Source organism: Tabrizicola thermarum (genome assembly GCF_003574395.1).
In the GTDB taxonomy this organism is placed as follows: domain Bacteria; phylum Pseudomonadota; class Alphaproteobacteria; order Rhodobacterales; family Rhodobacteraceae; genus Tabrizicola; species Tabrizicola thermarum.
The window spans coordinates 1-20438 of sequence record NZ_QMJY01000073.1; the positions used below are offsets into that span (position 1 = coordinate 1).

The following is a 20438-nucleotide window of genomic DNA, read 5'->3' on the forward strand; positions in this document are numbered from 1 at the left end:
CACCATCCAGATGCAACCCCCGCCGATCCATCCCAAACCCCATCCCAACCTCAGCTGTTGCGCTCCATTCTAGAGGTGAAGGGGTGTTAAGGGTCGGGTGGCTATGGCTAAGTACGAGAACGTTATGAACAGGAAGGATTCTCCCGTGCGGAATTTTGTCGTTATGTGTTCCCTGGTGGTTCTGGCCGGTTGTGTCGAAACGAGTGTCCAGCCGCTGACGCAGTCGTCGTTCAAGATTTCAACGCAAGCCGAGGACATGTGCGGTGCCAAGGGTACGCGGGAGATTGCCTTCCGTGAGGCAGCTATCCAAGTCATCAAGCGTGGCGCTGACCGCTTCATCGTCGTGGGGGATCAGTCCAGGGCGGAGATTACTGGCGGGATGTTCACCACGTACGGTGGCTTCCAGACCTACGGGACGAACACTCAGGACATGGTTATCCAAATCATACAGAAGGGCGATCCGCGGATGAAGGATGCCCTGTCGGCGCGCCAGGTCCTTGGCCCGGATTGGCAGGCGATTGTGGCGAAAGGGTCGGCGGGCAGCTGCCTTTGAGGCCGCGCGGTTCGTAACCGAAAGCGGTGGTGAAAGCAGCGTTTCCGGACGTTGGCGCCGTGGGTCCCGGGGACGTCCAATGTTGGGTCGTGTGCAGCTTTGGCCAGACCTGTCCGGGTGCTCTGCAGCCAATTGCCACCTGACGGGCGCGCAGAGTTGCGCGCCCCTCTGACGTTCAGAACGCTTCACTGGAGCTTTCCGAGCCCGGCAAGCCGGGGTCGCGGTCACCCCTGCAACGTCCGCACCCCATATCCCTCGCCGCGCGCCTTCATCGCGGCCACGGCGGCCACTGACGCCGCAGCGGTGGTGAAATACGGGATCTTGTCCATCAGCGCGACCCGCCGGATGTCGCGGCTGTCGGACACAGCCTGCGTTCCCTCGGTCGTGTTCATCACCAGGGCGATCTCGTTGTTCTTCAGCCGGTCCACGATGTTCGGGCGGCCTTCGTAGACCTTGGCGACCGGTTCGGCCTTCACTCCGTTCGCAGCCAGCCAGGAGGCCGTGCCCTTGGTCGCGACGATCTGGAACCCCATCGCCACGAGGTCGCGGGCGGCATCCGCTAGTGCCGAAGTCTTGTCCATGTCCTTGACCGACAGGAAGACGCGGCCCTCGGTCGGAAGGATCGTGCCTGCGCCCATCTGCGCCTTGAGGAAGGCCAAGGCGAAGGTGCGGTCCCAGCCCATGACCTCTCCGGTCGAGCGCATTTCGGGGCCGAGGACGGGGTCGACGCCGGGGAAGCGGGCGAAGGGGAGGACGGCCTCCTTGACGCTGAACCAGGGGGTTTGCGGGTCGGCGAGGGTGAGGGGGTCGGCGAGCGGCAGCGGGCTGTCGGGGCCGACGCCGGCGGGGTAGGGGGCGCGCATCGGGAAGTTCGACAGCGGCTCGCCGGCCATCAGGCGGGCGGCGATGGAGGCGATGGCGCTGTCGGTGGCCTTGGCGACGAAGGGCACGGTGCGGCTGGCGCGGGGGTTCACTTCCAGGACGTAGATCGTGCCGTCCTTGATCGCGAATTGCACGTTCATCAGGCCGACGACGTTGAGGGCAAGCGCCATCTGCACGGTCTGGCGTTTCAGTTCCTCGACGGTTTCCGGGGAGAGTTGATGCGGCGGCAGGCAGCAGGCCGAATCGCCGGAGTGGACGCCCGCTTCCTCGATATGTTCCATGATTCCAGCGACATGCACGGATTTACCGTCGCTTAACGCATCCACGTCAACCTCGACCGCACCGGAGAGGTATGAGTCGAGGAGGACGGGCGAGGCGCCGGAAACCTGGACGGCGGTGGTGATGTAGCGTTCCAGCTGGGCGTCGTCGCGGATGATCTCCATCGCGCGGCCGCCGAGGACGAAGGAGGGGCGGATGACAAGCGGGTAGCCGACCTGTTGCGCGACGGCGAAGGCTTCGTCACGGGAGCGGGCGGTGCCGTTCTGCGGCTGTTTCAGGCCGAGTCTGTGGAGGAGCTGCTGGAACCGCTCGCGGTCCTCGGCAAGGTCGATGGCGTCGGGCGTGGTGCCGAGGATCGGGATGCCTTCGGCGTGCAACGCGTTGGCGAGTTTCAGCGGCGTCTGGCCGCCGAACTGGACGATCACGCCGTGAAGGGTGCCGTTCTCCTGCTCGACCCGCAGGATTTCGAGGACGTGTTCCAGGGTCAGAGGTTCGAAATACAGGCGGTCGGAGGTGTCGTAGTCGGTCGAGACGGTCTCGGGGTTGCAGTTGACCATGATGGTTTCATAGCCCGCGGCGGTGAGCGCGTAGCAGGCGTGGACGCAGCAATAGTCGAACTCGATGCCCTGACCGATCCGGTTCGGGCCGCCGCCGAGGATGACGACTTTCCGGGCTGCCGTGGGCCGGGATTCGCATTCCACCTCGCCCATAGCGGGGGCTTCGTAGGTGGAATACATGTAGGGGGTCTGGGCCTCGAACTCGGCGGCGCAGGTGTCGATGCGCTTGAAGACGGCGGTGACGCCGAGGCGCTGGCGCGCGCGGCGGACCTGGGCCTCGTCGCGGCCGGTAAGTCTGGCGAGGCGGGCGTCGGTGAAGCCCATCATCTTCAGCTTGCGCAGGGCTTCGGCGGTGACGGGCAGACCGTCCTTGCGGATCTGCGCCTCGGTGTCGATGATTTCGCGGATGCGGGCAAGGAACCAGGGGTCGAAGGCGGTGACGGCCTGGATTTCGTCGTTCGAAAGCCCGTGACGCATGGCCTGGGCGATGACGCGAAGGCGGTCGGGGGTGGCCTGGCCGAGGGCCTTGACGATCGCGGCGCGCGAGGCGGCGTCGAGGTCCCGGGTCGAGCCCGGGACGGGTGTTCCGGGAACGCCGGGGATGGCGATCTCGTCAAAGCCGGAGAGGCCGGTCTCCAGGCTGGCCAGCGCCTTTTGCAGCGACTCGTGGATCGTGCGGCCGATGGCCATGGCCTCGCCCACGGACTTCATCGCGGTCGTCAGGTTGGGCTCGGCGCCGGGGAATTTCTCGAAGGCGAAGCGGGGGATCTTGGTGACGACGTAGTCGATCGAGGGCTCGAAGGACGCGGGCGTGACCTTGGTGATGTCGTTGTCAAGTTCGTCCAGCGTGTAGCCGACGGCGAGCTTGGCGGCGATCTTGGCGATGGGGAAGCCTGTGGCCTTGGACGCCAGCGCGGACGACCGCGACACGCGGGGGTTCATCTCGATCACCACCATGCGGCCGTCCTTCGGGTTGATCGCCCACTGGACGTTCGAGCCGCCGGTTTCCACCCCGATCTCGCGCAGCACGGCGATGCTGCCATTGCGCATGATCTGGTATTCCTTGTCGGTCAGCGTCAGGGCGGGGGCCACGGTGATGCTGTCGCCGGTGTGGACGCCCATCGGATCGACGTTTTCGATGGAGCAGACGATGATGGCGTTGTCCTTGCTGTCGCGGACCACCTCCATCTCGTATTCCTTCCAGCCGAGGAGGGATTCGTCCACCAGCACCTGGGCCACGGGTGAGGCCTCGAGGCCCGAACGCACGATGGCCTCATAGTCGTCGCGGTTGTAGGCCACGCCGCCGCCGGTGCCGCCAAGCGTGAAGGCGGGGCGGATGATGGCGGGGAGGCCGACATATTCGATGGCGGCGACGGCCTCGCGCACACCGGCGGCGATGTCGTATTTGCCGTCCGCCATCTTCGGCGCGGCGATGATCGTGGCCTTGGGGTTTTCCAGACCGATCCGGTCCATCGCCTCGCGGAACAGTTTGCGGTCCTCGGCCATCTCGATGGCCTCGCGCTTGGCCCCGATCAGCTCCACGCCGAACCTGTCCAGCACCCCCATGTCGGCCAGCGCCAGCGCGGTGTTGAGGCCGGTCTGCCCGCCCATCGTCGGCAGCAGCGCGTCGGGGCGTTCCTTTTCGATGATCTTGGCGACGACCTCGGGGGTGATCGGCTCGATGTAGGTGGCGTCGGCCAGACCGGGGTCGGTCATGATCGTCGCGGGGTTGGAGTTCACCAGGATGACCCGGTAGCCTTCCTCGCGCAGCGCCTTGCAGGCCTGGGCGCCGGAGTAGTCGAACTCGCAGGCCTGGCCGATGACGATGGGACCCGCGCCGATGATCATGATCGACTTGATATCGGTCCGCTTCGGCATGACAGCCCCCATCCATAGCGCAAAATTGTGCGGGTTATAGACAGAAGCAACTGGGGCGCAAGGGGCAAACGGCGCAGTCGGGCGGGACAAAATCCTTCGAAGGATTTTGCAAATCTTTTCGAAAAGATTTGCCGCGCGCCGCAGGGACCGGGGGTCGCAAAGTCGGCTGGTTGCGTCGGGAAAGCCACTGGCGCGAGGCGCGCGATCGGCCTATCCCGGACACCGGAAGACGGGGGGCGCGGGTGATCCTACTTGAACACGGGCCAGGCGGGACACCGGCGTTGTTCGATGCGCCGCGCGAGGTCATTGCCGCGATGCGCCCGGCCGAGGTTGCGCCCGCGCTGGCCCGGGCCGAGGCGCTGCGGCGGGCAGGAGCCTGGCTTGCGGGCTATGTCGCCTATGAGGCGGGCTATGCCTTCGAGCCGCGCCTGCGGCACCTGATGCCCCGCAGGCGGCCCGGCCCCCTGGTCGCCCTCGGGGTCCATGACGCCCCCCGACCGGCCGAGGCGGCCTTGGCCGAAGCCGCCGCTGCGGGGGCCGGAACGCGGATGACGGCGCCGGAGCCGCTGGTCGGTCGCCGGGCCTATGGCACTGCGGCGCGCAAGGTGTTCGACTATATCGCGGCAGGCGACTGCTATCAGGTCAACCTGACCTTTCCGATGCGGGCGCGGCTGGTTTCGGGCTCTGCGCTGGGGTTGTACGGCGCGTTCCGCCGCACCGGGGCGGTGGGGCATGGCGCCTATGTCGATCTGGGGGTGGGGCCGGTTGTGGTGTCACGCTCGCCCGAGCTGTTCTTCCGGGTCGAGGGCGGGAAGATCGTCACCCGCCCGATGAAGGGCACGCGGCCAAGGGGCAGGGACGCGACCGAGGATGCGGCGATTGTCGCCGAGTTGCAGGGGGCCGAAAAGGACCGGGCCGAGAACCTGATGATCGTGGACCTTCTGCGCAACGACATCTCGCGGCTGTCGCGGGTGGGGACGGTGAAGGTGCCGGCGCTGTTTGCGATCGAGAGCTATTCCACGGTGCATCAGATGACCTCGACGGTCGAGGGCGTGCTGGACGGCGCGCCGAGCCTGCCTGGGCTGATGGCGGCGCTGTTTCCCTGCGGATCGGTGACGGGGGCGCCGAAGATCCGCGCGATGGAGATCATCCGCGAGGTGGAGCCTCTTGCGCGCGGCGTCTATTGCGGCGCGGTGGGGTGGATGTCGCCCGAGGGGGATGCCGATTTCAGTGTGGCGATCCGGACGCTGTCGGTTTCCGGGCAGGACATCGTCATGAACGTGGGCGGCGGGCTGACGCATGGGTCCACCGTCGAGGGCGAATGGGAGGAGGCGCTGTGGAAGGCGCGCTTCGTGAAGGCGGCGGTGAGCCGGGACTGAGGCTGATCGAGACCGTGCTGTGGGATGGCCGGGCCGCCCCGCGCTGGCCGCTGCATCAGGCGCGGCTGCGGCGGTCGGCGGAGCTTCTGGGCTGGTCCTGTCCCGACCTGGTGCCTGCCGGGCCGGATCATCCGGCGCGTGTGCGGCTGACGCTGGACCGCAACGGCGCGGTGGACTGGACGGTTGCCCCGCTGCCCCCGGCCAGGGCCGAGTGGCGCGTTGGACTGGCGAAAGAGCGTCTCGCCTCGGGCGATCCCTGGCTGCGGGTCAAATCGACGCGGCGCGAGGTTTACGACCGGGCGCGGGCGGCCTTGCCCGAAGGGTTGGACGAAGTCCTGTTCCTGAACGAACGCGGCGAGGTCTGCGAGGGGACGATCACGACGGTGTTCTTCGACAGGGGGCAGGGGTTGCGGACACCCCCCCTGTCGAGCGGGGTGTTGCCGGGGGTCCTGCGGGCGGAGCTGGGGTGCCCGGAGGAGGTGCTTCTGGCCGCGGACCTGCCGAAGGTGCGTCTCTGGGTCGGGAACGCGTTGCGGGGACTGTTCCCAGCCGTCTGGGTTGGCTGAACCCGCCGGGGGTTTCACACCCCCGGACCCCCGTGGAGTATTTCCGAAAAGAGCAAGCACAGGCGGGTGCCGCGGGGTTGACTCGGGGGCCGGGGCAAGGTGTATCGGCGCGATGGAATTCAAGGCCCTCCGAAAGGGGAATGACGATGCACGCCTATCGCAGCCATACCTGTGCCGCGCTGAACAAGGATCATGTGGGGCAGACGGTCCGCCTGTCGGGCTGGGTCCATCGGGTGCGGGACCATGGCGGGGTGCTGTTCATCGACCTGCGCGACCATTACGGGATCACCCAGATCCTGTGCGACGGCGACAGCCCGGCCTTTGCCGCGCTGGAGAAGGTGCGCGCCGAATGGGTGATCCGGGTCGATGGCCGGGTGAAGGCGCGGGATGCCGCACTGGTCAATCCGAAGATCCCCACGGGCGAGATCGAGGTTTACGCGACAGAGGTCGAGGTGCTGGGCGCGGCGGAGGAGCTGCCGCTGCCGGTCTTCGGTGACACCGAATACCCCGAGGAGACGCGGCTGACCTACCGTTTCCTCGACCTGCGCCGCGAGACGATGCACCAGAACATGATGCTGCGTTCGAACGTGGTGCGCTGGCTGCGCAACGCGATGTGGGATCAGGGGTTCACCGAGTTCCAGACGCCGATCATCACGGCGTCCAGCCCCGAAGGCGCGCGGGACTTCCTGGTGCCGTCGCGCCTGCATCCGGGCAAGTTCTACGCCCTGCCGCAGGCGCCGCAGCAGTTCAAGCAGCTGATCCAGGTCGCGGGCTTCGACCGCTATTTCCAGATCGCCCCCTGTTTCCGCGACGAGGACCCGCGCGCGGACCGTTCCCCGACCGACTTCTACCAGCTGGACATCGAGATGTCCTTTGTCACGCAGGAGGACGTGTTCGCCGCCGTCCAGCCGGTGTTGCAGGGGCTGTTCGAAACCTTCGGCAAGGGGCGGAAGGTCCATGCCGACTGGCCGCGCATCGCCTACCGGGACGCGCTGAAATGGTATGGCAGCGACAAGCCCGACCTGCGCAACCCGATCAGGATGCAGGACGTGAGCGAGCATTTCCGCGGCTCGGGCTTCGCAATCTTCGCGAAGCTTCTGGAGCAGGAGGGCAACGAGGTCCGCGCCATTCCGGCGCCCAAGGGGCCGTCGGGCGAACCCGTTGGCCGCAAGTTCTGCGACCGTATGAATGCCTTCGCCCAACAGCAGGGGCTGCCGGGGATGGGCTACATCTTCTGGCGCGAGGCCGAGGACGGCTCGGGGATGGAGGCCGCGGGGCCCCTGGCCAAGAACATCGGGCCGGAGCGGACCGAGGCGATCCGGCTGCAACTGGGCCTGGAAAAGGGCGACGCCGCCTTCTTCCTGGGCGGCAGGCCGGAGGCCTTCGAGGGCATCGCCGGCAAGGCGCGGAACGTGATCGGCGAGGAACTGGGGCTGACCGAGAAGGACTGCTTCCGCTTTGCCTGGATCGTCGATTTCCCGATGTACGAAAGGACCGACGAGGGGAAGATCGACTTTTCCCACAACCCGTTCTCGATGCCGCAGGGGGGGCTTGAGGCGCTGAACGGCGACCCGCTGAAGGTGCTGGCCTATCAGTATGACCTTGCCTGCAACGGCTATGAGGTGATCTCGGGCGGCATCCGCAACCACAAGCCGGAGATCATGTACAAGGCCTTCGAACTGGCGGGCTATCCGGCGTCGGAGGTGGACAAGCGGTTCGGCGGCATGGTCAAGGCGTTCAAATACGGCGCGCCGCCGCACGGCGGTTGCGCGGCGGGGATCGACCGGCTGGTGATGCTTCTGGCCGATACCCAGAACATCCGCGAGGTCATCATGTTCCCGATGAACCAGCGCGCCGAGGATCTTCTGATGGGCGCGCCCAGCGAGCCGACCTTGCAGCAGTTGCGCGAATTGCACCTGCGCGTGGTGCCGAAGGACAGCTGATGTATCAGGCCTCCGTCCCCGTCTTCCGCCACTACCTGTCGCGCGTCAGCGACATCGTGGCGGTCGCGGGGCCGGATGCGCTGGACGCCCGGATCGCCGATGCCTTCCCCGCCCGCCAGCAGTTCGCCACGGCTGCCGGCTTTGCCTTGCGTATCGCCTGCCCGCTGGCCGGGCGCGAGGTGCCGGACCTGCCACAGGGCCTCGGGCCGCGCCTGGCGGTGGCTCGCGCGCTTCTGGGGTCGATGACGCCCGCCGATTTCGAAGGGGCGGAGACACGGGTGATCCGCCACCGCGCGGGCTTTGCCGATCTGGAGCAGAGCGGCAGCGAGTTCCTCTATCTCTTCGGCCTGCCGAATTTCTTCTTTCACCTGACGATGGGATACGCTGCCCTGCGCGCTGCCGGGGTGCCGCTGGGCAAGGCGGACTTCGACGGCTTGCATGCCTATCCGGCCGATTTCCGGTTCTGACGGACGCCTTGCGCCCGCAGGACCGGGGGCCTAGCCTGACATCAGGGCTGGGGAGGTCAGGATGGCGGAGGCAAGGCTGGGAGAGGTGGTTGCCGACTGGACCCCGCCACCGCGCCCGGACCGCGCGGCGATGACGGGGCGCTTCGTCCGGCTGGAGCCGCTGGAGGCCGACCGGCATGCCTTTGAATTGCACGACGCCTTTCAGGGGCACGACGCGCTTTGGGACTACATGCCCTATGGCCCCTTCGCCTCGGGCTCGGCCTATCACCGCTGGGCGCGCGAACGCGAGGGCGGCGAGGACCCCCGGTTCTTCATGATGCGCGACCTGGGCAGCGGGACATGCGGCGGCATCGCCAGCTACCTGCGCATCGCGCCCGAAGTCGGGTCGATCGAGGTCGGGCATATCTGCATCTCACCGTCGATGCAGCGCGGGGCGGCGGCGACCGAGGCGATGTTCCTGATGATGGACTGGGCCTTTCGCGCGGGTTATCGGCGCTATGAGTGGAAATGCAATGCGCTGAACCTCGCCTCGCGCCGGGCGGCGCAGCGGCTGGGGTTCAGTTTCGAGGGCGTCTTCCGCAACCATCTGATCGTCAAGGGGCGCAACCGGGACACGGCCTGGTTTTCCGTCATCGACAGCGAATGGCCGGCCCTGGCCGAGGCTTACGCCCTGTGGCTGTCGCCGGCGAATTTCGACGCCCTGGGCCGGCAGCGCGAACGCCTGTCGGACCTGACCCGGCTGGTGCGGGCCGGGAGCGACCCTGCGCTGGAAGGCTGAGCTGCGCCCCGGGCGCGGCGCGGCTCAGGCCATGGAGCGCAGGGCGGCGATCCGATCCTCGATCATGCGGGACAGGAGCGCCCGGTCGAACGGAGTGCGGCTGCTGCGCGCGGCCTCTTCCAGCGCGCGGTCGCCCGAGGCGCGGGCCAGGCTTTGCAGGAAGGCCCGCGCATAGCTCGGGTCGCCCGGAGCGGCAATCAGGGTCGCGGCGCGGGCCAGATCGTCGCGCAGCGCCATCGGATCGCCGAAGGGGGTGGGCGTGTCCTCTCCCTTGTCGATCGGGCCGACGCCGGTGGTCAGCTGCCGAATCAGCCGCACGAATCCGGCCACCGATGCGATCGGCTTGTCCAGAAACCCCGCCGCCCCGGCATCCAGCGCCGCATCGCGCCCGTTCGGATCGCCCGAAAGGCCGAGGACCGGGAAGCCTTGCGCCGACAGTTCGGCAATCAGGTCCTCCCCCCGTCCGTCGGGCAGGCCGAGATCGACGATGGCCAGATCGGGGCGGTAGCAGTTCAGGTGAAGTCGTGCGATTTCAAGGCTTTCCGCCCGACGCAGCCGCGCCCCCGCCCGCTGGAGGATCAGCCGCAGCGCATCGCAGGTGAAGCGGCTGTCATCGACGATCATCAGCGTCAGCCCCTGCAGGGGCAGATCGCCTGCCCCCGGCGGAATATCGGGCAGGCTGGGATAGGCGCTATAGGGCATGACGGACCTCTTTCGTGACGCGCAGAGTGTCGTCCCGGCCCGTTAACCGGCGGTAAATGGAACTGCGACCATCGCGCCGCTTGCAGCCCGAAGGCCCGGGTCGCATAACCGCGGGGCAGACGCCATGCGAGGAGCCCATGATCGGACGCCTGAACCATGTTGCCATCGCCGTGCCCGACCTCGAGGCCGCCGCCGCGCAGTATCGCGTGACGCTGGGGGCCAAGGTGGGCGCGCCTCAGGCCGAGCCGGACCATGGCGTGACGGTGGTCTTCATCGACCTGCCGAACACCAAGATCGAGCTTCTGCATCCGCTGGGCGAGGCATCCCCCATCGCGGGGTTCCTGGAGAAGAACCCCTCGGGCGGCATCCACCACATCTGTTACGAGGTCGACGATATTCTTGCGGCGCGGGATCACCTGAAGGCTCAGGGCGCGCGGGTGCTGGGATCGGGCGAGCCGAAGATCGGCGCGCATGGCAAGCCGGTGCTGTTCCTGCATCCCAAGGATTTCAACGGCTGTCTGGTGGAGCTGGAACAGGCATGAGCATCACGGGCGCCATCGTCCTTTACGCCGTCACCTGGTTCATGACGCTGTTCTGCGTGCTGCCCTACCGCACCCAGTCGCAGGACGAGGCCAACCACATCGTGCCCGGAACGCCTCCCGGGGCGCCGGCGGGAGAGGTGATGCAGCGCAAGGCCTGGGTGACGACGCTGATCGCAACGCCGATCTGGGCGGTGATCTGCGGGATCATCCTGTCGGGCTGGATCACGGTCGAGGACCTGGACTGGTTCGGCCGGATGAAGCCGTAAGGGCGCGGCTGGGGCAAAATCCTTCGAAGGATTTTGCAAGACTTTTCGAAAAGTCTTGCGCCCGGTCCTAGCGGCCCGCGCTGGCCAGCCGGTGGTAGAGATGGGTGAAGGTCGCTACGCCCAGCACCGGGATCACGAGGTTCAGAAGCGGGATGGACAGGGGCGCGGCCATCAGCGTTCCGGCGGCCCAGAGCGTCCAGCGGTTGCGGCGGCGCATGGCCTTGACCTCTCCCGGCGGCAGTCGGCGCAGCGCGACGAGGCTGAAATATTCGCGCCCGAGGAGGAAGCCGTTGATCGCCCAGAAGACCAGCGGGATGCCCGGTCCGACGAAGGGATAAAGCAACAGCGCGCCGACGTTCACCGCGAGGACGAGGCCCAGGAAGTTGACCGACTGGCGCAGGCCCTCGGCCAGCGTAAGCGGCGTGGCGGGGGGCAGGCCGGGGTAGTGCCGGTCCTCGACCGCGTCGGCCACATCTTCCAGGAAGAACCCGGTGAAAGCCGAGGCGACGGGGATCATCAGGAAGACTGAGAGCCCCAGCATCAGGAACAGCGAAGCCCAGCCGAGGAAGGTCTCGATCCCCGAGATGGGGCCGATCACCGGCAGGTCGACTGTATCGGGTGACAGCCACCAGATCAGTTGCAGGAACAGGATGTAGGCGGCGAACAGCAGCGCCAGGGCCAGCAGCACCCCCAGACCCACCACGCGGCGGAAGCGGCGGTCGCCCAGCTGGCCGAGGGCGGCGAAGAAGGCGGTGAAGATCACGCCTCGACCCAGGTCACGATGCGGGCGAGATCGGGGCGGGGGCGGTCGGGGCCGTCCTCGGGCGGGGTGGCGATGTGGACGATCCCGGCCACCGTTTCCTCAGCAGAGCAGCCGAAGGCGCGGGCGGCGAAGGTGGCGTCATGCGCGGGCCAGCCGGTCAGCCAGCAGGCGCCCCAGCCTGCGGCCTCGGCGGCGTTCACGATGCCGAAGCAGAGCGCCGCCGCCGAGGCCTGCTGCTCGGCCAGCGGGATCTTGGGCGAGGGTCTGGGCGAGGCGATCACCACCACGGCGAGCTTGCCCAGATCGTACTGCCCGCGCCCCTTGGCGATCATCTCGGCGTCGCCGCCCAGTTCCCGCGCCCGCGCCTCGGCCAGATCGGCCAGCCGGGCGAAGGCCGCGCCCTGCACCACGATCAGCCGCCAGGGCTCCAGCTTGCCGTGATCCGGCACGCGGGTTGCGGCGGTAAGGATTTCCTCCAGTTCCGGCCGGGTGGGGACGGGAAAGGTGAAGAGCTTGGCCGGGCGCGAGCGGCGGGCTTTCAGGAAGGCGAGGGCGGCATCGTTGCGGGCGGGCATGGGGGTCCTTCGGGTCGTGGTCGGTGGGCAGTCTAGGGCCGCTGCCGGTCAACCGCCAGAGCGGGCGCCAGTGCGAGCAGGCGGGCCGGGTGCCGGAGTTCTCGAAACCTCCGGACCGATTTCTTCGAAGAAATCGGGGCGATCACAGGCCGAGGCCCTGTGCCATCTCCTCGATCCAGCCGGCCGCGAAGGCGTCGAACCGGGCGTCGGGCTGGCGGCGGGCAAGCGTCGCGGCCAGAGGGTCGGGGGCCGAGACCGGGGCGGCGGACAGCTCCTCCAGCACGGCATGGCCGCAGAAGGGGACATAGACCTCGGAATAGCCGCCTTCATGGACCAGCGTCAGGCGGCCGTCGCACAAGGCATCGGCGGCCTGCATCATCTGGCGGGTCATCGCGCGGAAGGTTTCGGCGGTGCAGAGCATCCTGCCCAGGGGATCGACGGCGGCGGCGTCGAAGCCGCAGGCGACGATGATCGCCTCGGGGCGGAAACGGTTGAGTGCGGGCAGGACCACCCTTTCCATCGCGTGCAGATAGGTCGCATGGCCGCAGCCGGGGGGTAGCGGCAGGTTGATGTTCGATCCCGGAGCCTCCGGCCCGCCCGTCGCCTCGACCCCGCCGGTGTCCAGCGGATAGTTGCGGTCCTGATGCAGGCTGATCGTCAGCACATCGGGATCGTTCCAGAAGATCGCCTCGGTCCCGTTGCCGTGGTGCACGTCCCAGTCCACCACCGCCACGCGGCGCAGCAGACCCTCGGCCCGGGCGGCGCGGATCGCCACGGCGATGTTGTTCAAGAGGCAGAAGCCGTTCGGGAAATCGGCGGTGCAATGGTGCCCCGGCGGGCGCGACAGTGCGTAGGCGTTGCGGACCGCACCCGTCAGCACCGCCCGCAGGGCCGCCTTGGCCAGACCGGCGGACAGCGCCGCGATCTCGTAGCCGCCCGCGCCGAAGGGGGTGCGCAGGCCCAACTCGCCCCCGCCCGCGTCCGAGGCGGATTTGAAGGCGGCAAGGTAGCTGTCGGGGTGAACGCGCAGGAGGTCCTCGCGGCTGGCGGGCTCGGCGCCCCGCATCGAGAGGTGACGGGTCAGTCCCGTCACCTCGATCAGGTTGCGCAGGCGCCGCTTGGTTTCCGGGTTTTCGGGCAGCCCCCCCGACGTGGGTTGCACAAGACCAGCCACCGGCAGGGTGAAGGCGTAATTGCCGCCGCCGTGCCAGAAACACAGTTCGTCGGAAAAGAAGGCGGTGGTCATGGCGGGTCTCCGTTTCGGGGAAGCCTACTCAGCCGGTGCAGGATTGGCCAGCGGCGGGCGACAGTGCCGGGCCGGGCGCGCCTCTCACGATCATTTGTGTCAAGTCGCCTTTTGCCATTTGTGCCCGGCGGGATAGTTCGCTTTACTGACAGGGACAGACCCCGAAGGGAGCATGAGGCATGGCCGACACCAAGGCGCTGGTCGCGGAAATCGAAGCACTGGGCGCAACGCTGGGGCAAGCGAAAGCCTCGATCAACCGGCGCTTCATCGGGCAGGAGAAGGTGGTGGACCTGGTTCTGGCCTCGATGCTGTGCGGGGGACATGCGCTGCTGGTCGGCCTGCCGGGGCTGGGCAAGACGCGGCTGGTGGATACCTTGGGCACGGTGATGGGGCTGAAGGCCAACCGCATCCAGTTCACCCCCGATCTGATGCCCGCCGACATCCTGGGGTCGGAAGTGCTGGAGACCGCCGCCGACGGCAGTCGCGCCTTCCGGTTCGTGGAAGGCCCGATCTTCTGCCAGCTTCTGATGGCGGACGAGATCAACCGGGCCTCGCCCCGCACGCAGTCGGCCCTGTTGCAGGCGATGCAGGAGAAAGAGGTCACCATCGCGGGCCAACATCGGGCGCTGGGCAAGCCGTTCCATGTGCTGGCCACCCAGAACCCGATCGAGCAGGAGGGCACCTATCCCCTGCCCGAGGCGCAACTTGACCGCTTTCTCGTGCAGGTCGATGTGGAATACCCCACGCGCCAGACCGAACGCGACATCCTGATCGCCACCACTGGCGCCGAAGAGGCCGAGTCGCATCAGGTCTTCACCGCCGAGGACCTGATCCGCGCGCAGGGTGTGCTGCGGCGGATGCCGGTGGGCGATCAGGTGGTCGAGGCGATCCTGGACCTCGTCCGCGCCTGCCGTCCGGGGGAGCCCGAGGGGCGCGATCTGGCCGACAGCCTGTCATGGGGTCCGGGGCCGCGCGCGGCGCAGGCCCTGATGCTGATGGTCCGGGCGCGCGCGCTGCTGGACGGCCGCCTTGCGCCTTCGGTGTCGGATGTGGCCGATCTGGCGCAGGCGGTGCTGATCCACCGGATGGCGCTGTCCTTCGCTGCCCGTGCGCGGGGCGAGACGCTGGCGGGCATCATCGCGCGCGTCACGGGGCGCGTCCTGCGGCTTGAGGCGGCGGCGTGACCATAGCCCCCGACCTGCGGTCCCGCGCCGAGGCGCTGGGGCAGACCCTGCCGCCCTTGCTGGCCGAGGCCGAGATGCTGGCCTCGACGGTGATGATGGGCGAGCATGGCCGCCGCCGGGCGGGGCTGGGGGATGAGTTCTGGCAGTACCGGCCCGCGCATCAGGGCGATTCGGCGCGGATGATCGACTGGCGGCGGTCGGCCCGGTCGGATGCGCATTTCGTGCGCGAACGGGAATGGCAGGCGGCGCAATCGGTGACGATCTGGGTCGATCCGGCGAAGTCGATGAGCTTCTCCGGCGACAGGTCCCGCGCGCCGAAGGCGGACCGGGCGAGGCTTCTGGGGCTGGCGCTGGCGGTCCTGCTGCTGCGCGGCGGGGAACGGGTGGGGCTGGCGGGCCTGGCCTCCCCTCGCGCGGGGCGGGCGCAGCTTCTGCGGCTGGCGGCGCGGTTGGCCGACGACGCGGCGGATCAGGATTACGGCGCGCCGGAAACCGAAGGCATGGTCAGCCATGGCCGGGCGGTGTTCCTGTCGGATTTCCTGGGCGATCTTGGCGGCATCGAGGCGGGGCTCGCGCGGGCCGCCGACCGGGGGGTGAAGGGCGTGCTGATCCAGGTGTTGGACCCGGCCGAGGAGGAGTTTCCCTTCGACGGCCGCACGATCTTTGAATCCATGGGCGGCACGATGCGGCATGAAACCCAGCAGGCGGGCGAGTTGCGCGCGCGCTATCTGGCGCGGCTGGCCGAGCGCAAGGACCGGCTGGCGCAGTTGGCCCGCGCGGTGGGCTGGCATTTCACCACGCATCACACCGGGTCCCCGGCGCAATCGGCGCTGCTCTGGGCCTATCTCGCGCTGGAGGGCGGGCGCTAGATGTTCACCCTTGGCCCCCTTGGCTTTGCCGCCCCCTGGCTTCTGGTCGCGCTGGTGGCGCTGCCGATCCTCTGGCTGCTTCTCCGCGCCGTGCCGCCCGCGCCGATCCGGCGGCGGTTTCCCGGCGTGGCGCTGCTTCTGGGCCTGAAGGACGAAGAGGCCGAGACCGACAAGACGCCCTGGTGGCTTCTGCTGCTGCGCACCATTGCCGTGGGCGCGCTGATCCTGGGCTTTGCCGGGCCGGTCCTGAACCCCGAGGAGCGCACGGCGGGCTCTGGTCCCTTGCTGATCGCGGTCGATGGCGGCTGGGCGGATGCGCGGGACTGGCCCGAGCGGCAGGCCAAGGTCGAGGCGCTGATCGCCGAGGCGGGGGTGCGGGGGCGGACGGTGGCTCTGATCCGGCTGAGCGATCCGCCCGACCGGGTCGCGTTCCAGACTGCCGAGGCCTGGGCCGGCCGGGCCGCCGGGTTGCAACCGCAGGCCTGGGCACCGGGCGATTTCGCCGGTTGGGCCGATGCCCTGCCCGATGGCGCGTTCGAGACGGTCTGGCTGTCGGACGGTCTGGCCCATGACGGGCGCGATCAGCTTTTGTCGGCACTCCGGTCGCGGGGCGAAGTGCGGGTGGTGGAGAATGTCCGCCCGGTGCTGGCCCTGCATCCGGCTGGCTATGCCGAGGGCAAGGTCACCGTCGCCGCCAGCCGGGTGCCTGCGGGGGCCGCCGTTTCGGTGGACGTGATCGCCCAGGGCCCCGACCCCTCGGGCGTCGAGCGCGACCTCGGCCGGGTGACGCTGACCTTCGATGCGGGCGCCGAGCGGGCCGAGGCCGCCATCGACCTGCCGCCGGAACTGCGCAACCGGATCACCCGCTTCGTGCTGGAAGGCGCGCGGACGGCGGGGGCGGTCAGCCTTGCCGACGACAGCCTGAAACGCCGCAAGATCGCGCTGATCCGCATGGGTGCGGATCAGGAGACGCTGCAACTTCTTTCGCCCTTGCACTACCTGCGGCAGGCGCTGGCGCCGACGGCGGACCTGATCGAGGGCAACCTGACCGATACGCTCATGGCCAATCCCGACGTGGTGATCCTGGCCGATGTCGCCGATGTCTCGGCCTCGGAACGGGCCGCGCTGACCGAATGGCTGGAGAAGGGCGGGCTGCTCTTGCGCTTTGCCGGGCCGGTGCTGGCGGCCAGCGATGTCAGCCGTCTGGAAGAGGACCCGCTCTTGCCGGTGCGCCTGCGCGAAGGCGGCCGGACAGTGGGCGGCGCGATGAGCTGGGGGGAACCGAAGGCGCTGGCGCCGTTCCCGGAGGGCTCGCCGTTCTTCGGCCTGGTGCCGCCCGCCGATGTGGTGGTGCGCCAGCAGGTGCTGGCCCAGCCCGACCCGGACCTGGCCGAACGCACCATTGCCGCGCTGGACGACGGGACGCCCCTGATGACCCGCAAGGCGGTGGGCGCGGGGCAGGTGGTGCTGGTCCATGTGACGGCGAACGCCGAATGGTCCTCGCTGCCCCTGTCGGGGCTGTTCGTGCAGATGCTGGAGCGGCTGGCGGTCTCGACCAGGCCTGCCACGCCCGGGGCGACGGACCTTGCGGGCCAGACCTGGGTGCCCGAGGTGGTGCTGGATGCCTATGGCCAGACCTCGGACGCGGGCGAGTTGCCGGGGGTCGATGGCGAGACCCTGGCCAGAACCATCGCCCAAGGCCCCACGGCCAGCATCCCGCCCGGGCTTTATGCCGGGGCCGACCGGCGCGTGGCGCTGAACGTGATCGGGGCCGGGACGGAGCTGAAGCCTGCGGTCTGGCCCTCGGGCGTGCCGGTGGACCGGCTGGAGACCAATGCCGCGCGACCGCTGAAGGGCGAATTCCTGACGCTGGCGACCGGGCTTCTGCTTCTGGACGTGCTGGCGGCGCTGTGGCTGGCGGGTCGTCTGCGCGGGCTGCTGCGCGGGGCGGCAACCGGGGTCGTCCTGGTGCTCATGGCCGCGACGCCGCGCGGGGCCGAGGCGCAGGACGCGACCGGGGCTGACGACTTCGCGATCCGGGCGACCAGCTCGGTCGTGCTGGCCCATGTGCTGACCGGCGATCCGAAGGTGGACGACATGGCGCAGGCCGGGCTTCTGGGCCTGTCGGACAAGTTGTGGCAGCGCACCTCGATCGAGCCGGCGATGCCGATGGGTGTCGATATCGAAAAGGACGAACTGGCCTTCTTCCCCTTCCTCTACTGGCCCGTCGTGGCCGGGGCCGCTCAGCCCTCGGACGCGGCCTATGCCAAGCTGAACCAGTATCTGCGCACCGGGGGCATGATCCTGTTCGATACCCGCGATGCCGATGTCGCGGGCTTCGGCGGCGGGACCACGCCGGAAGGTCAGGCCTTGCAGGTCATCGCCTCGGGTCTTGACATCCCGCCCCTGGAGCCGATGCCGCCCGACCATGTGCTGACCCGGACCTTCTATCTGCTGCAGGACTTTCCGGGCCGCCATCAGGGCGGTCAGGTCTGGGTCGAGGCCTCGCCCGATGCCGAGGCGCAGGCGGCGGAGGGGATGCCGTTCCGCAACCTGAACGACGGTGTGACGCCGGTGGTGATCGGCGGCAATGACTGGGCCTCGGCCTGGGCCACCGATGACATCGGCGTGCCGCTGGTGCAGGTCGGACGCGGCTATGCCGGGGAACAGCAGCGCGAGATCGCCTATCGCTTCGGCATCAACCTCATCATGCATGTGCTGACCGGCAACTACAAATCCGACCAGGTCCATGTGCCCGCACTTCTGGAAAGGCTGGGGCAATGAGCGCATCCGTCGTCTTTGCCCCGCTGGTGGCCTGGGTCCTGATCTATGTCCTTGCCGGGCTGGCGGCGGTGCTGGTGGCCTTCGCGCTGTGGCGGGGCCTGTCGGGCTGGTGGCTGCGCGGGCTGGCGCTGGGCGCGCTGGTGCTGGCGCTGGCCAACCCGGCCCTGCAAGAGGAGGAACGCCAGAACCTGTCCGACATCGTGATCCTTGTCGTCGATGACAGCGCCAGCCAGGGCCTGGGCGACCGCCGCGCCCAGACCGAGGCCGCGGTGGCCGCCGTTCAGGCCGAGGTGGCGGCAATGCCCGACACCGAGCTGCGCATCCACCGGGTCGGCGACGGGGCCGAGGACTCGGGCAGCCTGGTGATGACCGCGCTGGCCGAGGCCCTGGCCGAGGAACCCCGCGCGCGGGTCGCGGGCGCGATCCTGATCACCGATGGCCGGGTGCATGACGCGGGCCTGGTGCCGAACCTGCCCGCGCCCTTGCAGGTGCTTCTGACCGGGCGGCAGGCGGACTGGGACCGGCGGATCGTGGTGAAGAACGCCCCCGCCTTCGCCATCATCGGCGAGGAGTTCAAGCTGGAGCTGCGGGTCGAGGACATCGGCGCCCCGCCGAACCTTGGCGCCACGGTCGATCTGACCATCGCCATCGACACCGAGGACCCCGTCACCTACAGCGTGCCCCTGAACGAGGACCTGGAACTGCCCGTCACCCTGCCGCATGGCGGGGCGAACGTGCTGCAATTCTCCGTTGCCCCCGTCGCGGGCGAGATCACCGACCGCAACAATGCCTCGGCCGTGCAGATCAACGGGGTCCGCGACCGGCTGCGGGTGCTGCTCATCTCGGGCGAGCCGCATGCGGGCGAAAGGGTCTGGCGCAACCTCTTGAAATCCGACGCGGCGGTGGACCTGGTCCACTTCACCATCCTGCGCCCGCCGGAAAAGCAGGACGGGGTGCCGGTGGACGAGCTGAGCCTGATCGCCTTCCCCACGCGCGAGCTGTTCGTCGAGAAGATCGAGGAATTCGACCTCATCATCTTCGACCGCTACCGGATGCGGGGCATCCTGCCGATGTCCTATATCGACAACATCGTCAGCTATGTCCGCAAGGGCGGCACGGTGCTGGTCGCCGCCGGGCCGGAATTCGGGGCGGTGGACAGCCTCTACCGCTCTCCCCTGGCGGAAATCCTGCCGGTCGCACCCACGGCGCAGGTGATCGAACAGGGCTATCGGCCCAGGCTGACCGATCTGGGCCGCCGCCACCCGGTCACCGAAGGGCTGGAAGCCGAGGCGCCCGAAGGCGGCTGGGGCCGCTGGTTCCGGCTGATCGAAGTGCGCCAGACCGCCGGTCAGGTGCTGATGTCGGGTCCGAACGACCTGCCGCTTCTGGTCTTGAACCGGGTCGATCAGGGCCGGGTCGCGGTGCTGGCCTCGGATCAGGCCTGGCTCTGGGGCCGGGGCTATGAGGGCGGCGGGCCGCAGCTGGAACTGTTGCGCAGGCTGGCGCACTGGATGCTGAAAGAGCCGGAACTGGAGGAAGAGACCCTGACGGCCGAAGTGCGGGGCGAGGCGATGACCATCACCCGCCGCTCGCTGGCCGAGGCAGAGCCGGGGCCGGTCACCGTCACCGGGCCGGATGGCGCGACGGTCGAACTGGCGATGCCCATGGTCGCGCCGGGCCGGTACGAGACCGTCTGGCAGGCGCCCGCGCTGGGGCTTTACCGGCTGGAACAGGGGGATCTGACCCGCGTGATCGCCGTCGGCCCCGCCACCCCGCGCGAATTCGCCGAGACCATCGCCTCGGGCGAGGCGCTGCGGCCGGTGGCCGAGGCGACGCGGGGCGGCGTGACCCGGCTGGAGCCGGGGACCCCCGATATCCGCACTGTCGCCGAAGGCCGCGTGGCCCTGGGGCGCGGCTGGATCGGCATCACTCCGCGCGAGGCCTATCTGACGACTGCGGTCAATGTCGTGCCGGTCCTGCCCGCCTGGGCCTGGCTTCTGATCGCGGCAGGGCTGGCGGTCGTCGCCTGGCTGATCGAGGGCCGCAAGGGCGCGAAGGCGGCCTGAGGCTTCTGCCGTCGGACCGGGGGCCAGCCCCCGGACCCCCGGAGTATTTCACGAAAAGAGCAAGACCAGCGGACAGGGCCGGCCCCTGCATCCGTGCCGGGTGTTCCGGCATCCGTTCCGCATGTCGAAGCGGGGGGCTTTCGGGTTGCGCGATGTCGT

Annotated in this window: 17 protein-coding genes; 12 read left to right on the plus strand and 5 right to left on the minus strand. The window is 68.8% G+C overall.

The features are described from left to right. The first annotated feature begins 103 nt into the window (after positions 1-103). Positions 104-553: a hypothetical protein gene (locus D5084_RS10420; RefSeq protein ID WP_128515428.1), complete on the plus strand. Its 450-nt coding sequence runs from the start codon at positions 104-106 to the stop codon at positions 551-553. A 224-nt stretch (positions 554-777) separates the two neighbouring features. On the opposite strand, the gene carB is transcribed toward D5084_RS10420, so the two are convergent. Further along, positions 778-4149 (minus strand): carbamoyl-phosphate synthase large subunit, encoded by a 3372-nt coding sequence (gene carB, locus D5084_RS10425; RefSeq protein WP_128515429.1) that lies wholly within the window; start codon positions 4147-4149, stop codon positions 778-780. Positions 4150-4391: 242 nt separating this feature from the next. Between carB and D5084_RS10430 the strand changes: the two genes are divergently transcribed. From D5084_RS10430 to D5084_RS10450, 5 genes are all read left to right on the plus strand, one after another. Continuing rightward, positions 4392-5528, plus strand: a complete 1137-nt coding sequence (locus D5084_RS10430; RefSeq protein ID WP_128515430.1) for an aminodeoxychorismate synthase component I — start codon at positions 4392-4394, stop codon at positions 5526-5528. Next, positions 5486-6094 carry an aminotransferase class IV family protein gene (locus D5084_RS10435; protein ID WP_435532675.1) on the plus strand — a complete coding sequence of 203 codons (609 nt, stop codon included), beginning with the start codon at positions 5486-5488 and terminating at the stop codon, positions 6092-6094. The genes D5084_RS10430 and D5084_RS10435 overlap by 43 nt, the downstream gene beginning before the upstream one ends. A gap of 146 nt (positions 6095-6240) precedes the next feature. Beyond that, positions 6241-8037, plus strand: coding sequence for an aspartate--tRNA ligase (gene aspS / locus D5084_RS10440; protein WP_128515474.1), 1797 nt, complete (start codon positions 6241-6243; stop codon positions 8035-8037). Then, positions 8037-8504, plus strand: a complete 468-nt coding sequence (locus tag D5084_RS10445; protein ID WP_128515432.1) for a DUF1993 family protein — start codon at positions 8037-8039, stop codon at positions 8502-8504. Before aspS ends, D5084_RS10445 begins: the two co-directional genes overlap by 1 nt. A 61-nt stretch (positions 8505-8565) precedes the next feature. Beyond that, positions 8566-9282, plus strand: a complete 717-nt coding sequence (locus D5084_RS10450; RefSeq protein WP_128515433.1) for a GNAT family N-acetyltransferase — start codon at positions 8566-8568, stop codon at positions 9280-9282. A 24-nt stretch (positions 9283-9306) separates the two neighbouring features. Here the strand turns inward: D5084_RS10450 and D5084_RS10455 are convergent, their stop codons facing one another. Beyond that, complete coding sequence (locus D5084_RS10455) at positions 9307-9984, minus strand: response regulator (RefSeq protein WP_128515434.1); 678 nt, start codon at positions 9982-9984, stop codon at positions 9307-9309. 137 nt (positions 9985-10121) lie between these two features. On the opposite strand from D5084_RS10455, the gene mce reads away from it, so the two are divergent. Together mce and D5084_RS10465 are read left to right on the plus strand one after the other, a co-directional pair. After that, positions 10122-10526, plus strand: a complete 405-nt coding sequence (gene mce, locus D5084_RS10460) for a methylmalonyl-CoA epimerase (RefSeq protein WP_128515435.1) — start codon at positions 10122-10124, stop codon at positions 10524-10526. Next, a complete protein-coding gene (locus D5084_RS10465) occupies positions 10523-10792 on the plus strand; it encodes a DUF1467 family protein (RefSeq protein WP_128515436.1) in 270 nt (89 codons plus the stop codon). The genes mce and D5084_RS10465 overlap by 4 nt, the downstream gene beginning before the upstream one ends. Before the next feature lie 67 nt (positions 10793-10859). On the opposite strand, the gene D5084_RS10470 is transcribed toward D5084_RS10465, so the two are convergent. From D5084_RS10470 to D5084_RS10480, 3 genes are all read right to left on the minus strand, one after another. After that, positions 10860-11552, minus strand: a complete 693-nt coding sequence (locus tag D5084_RS10470; protein WP_128515475.1) for an EI24 domain-containing protein — start codon at positions 11550-11552, stop codon at positions 10860-10862. Further along, positions 11552-12130, minus strand: coding sequence for a nitroreductase family protein (locus D5084_RS10475; protein ID WP_128515437.1), 579 nt, complete (start codon positions 12128-12130; stop codon positions 11552-11554). Before D5084_RS10475 ends, D5084_RS10470 begins: the two co-directional genes overlap by 1 nt. A 142-nt stretch (positions 12131-12272) precedes the next feature. After that, the gene (locus D5084_RS10480; RefSeq protein ID WP_128515438.1) at positions 12273-13376 is read right to left on the minus strand and encodes a class II histone deacetylase; all 1104 of its coding nucleotides are present in this window, start codon (positions 13374-13376) and stop codon (positions 12273-12275) included. 179 nt (positions 13377-13555) lie between these two features. Between D5084_RS10480 and D5084_RS10485 the strand changes: the two genes are divergently transcribed. The 4 genes from D5084_RS10485 to D5084_RS10500 are packed head-to-tail and all read left to right on the plus strand — an operon-like array spanning position 13556 to position 20279. Continuing rightward, a complete protein-coding gene (locus D5084_RS10485) occupies positions 13556-14560 on the plus strand; it encodes an AAA family ATPase (RefSeq protein ID WP_128515439.1) in 1005 nt (334 codons plus the stop codon). Next, positions 14557-15429 (plus strand): DUF58 domain-containing protein, encoded by an 873-nt coding sequence (locus D5084_RS10490; protein WP_238382604.1) that lies wholly within the window; start codon positions 14557-14559, stop codon positions 15427-15429. The genes D5084_RS10485 and D5084_RS10490 overlap by 4 nt, the downstream gene beginning before the upstream one ends. Continuing rightward, entirely contained in the window at positions 15430-18213 is a 2784-nt protein-coding gene (locus tag D5084_RS10495; RefSeq protein ID WP_128515440.1) for a DUF4159 domain-containing protein, read from the plus strand. Beyond that, positions 18210-20279, plus strand: coding sequence for a hypothetical protein (locus D5084_RS10500; protein ID WP_128515441.1), 2070 nt, complete (start codon positions 18210-18212; stop codon positions 20277-20279). Before D5084_RS10495 ends, D5084_RS10500 begins: the two co-directional genes overlap by 4 nt. Positions 20280-20438 lie beyond the last annotated feature (159 nt).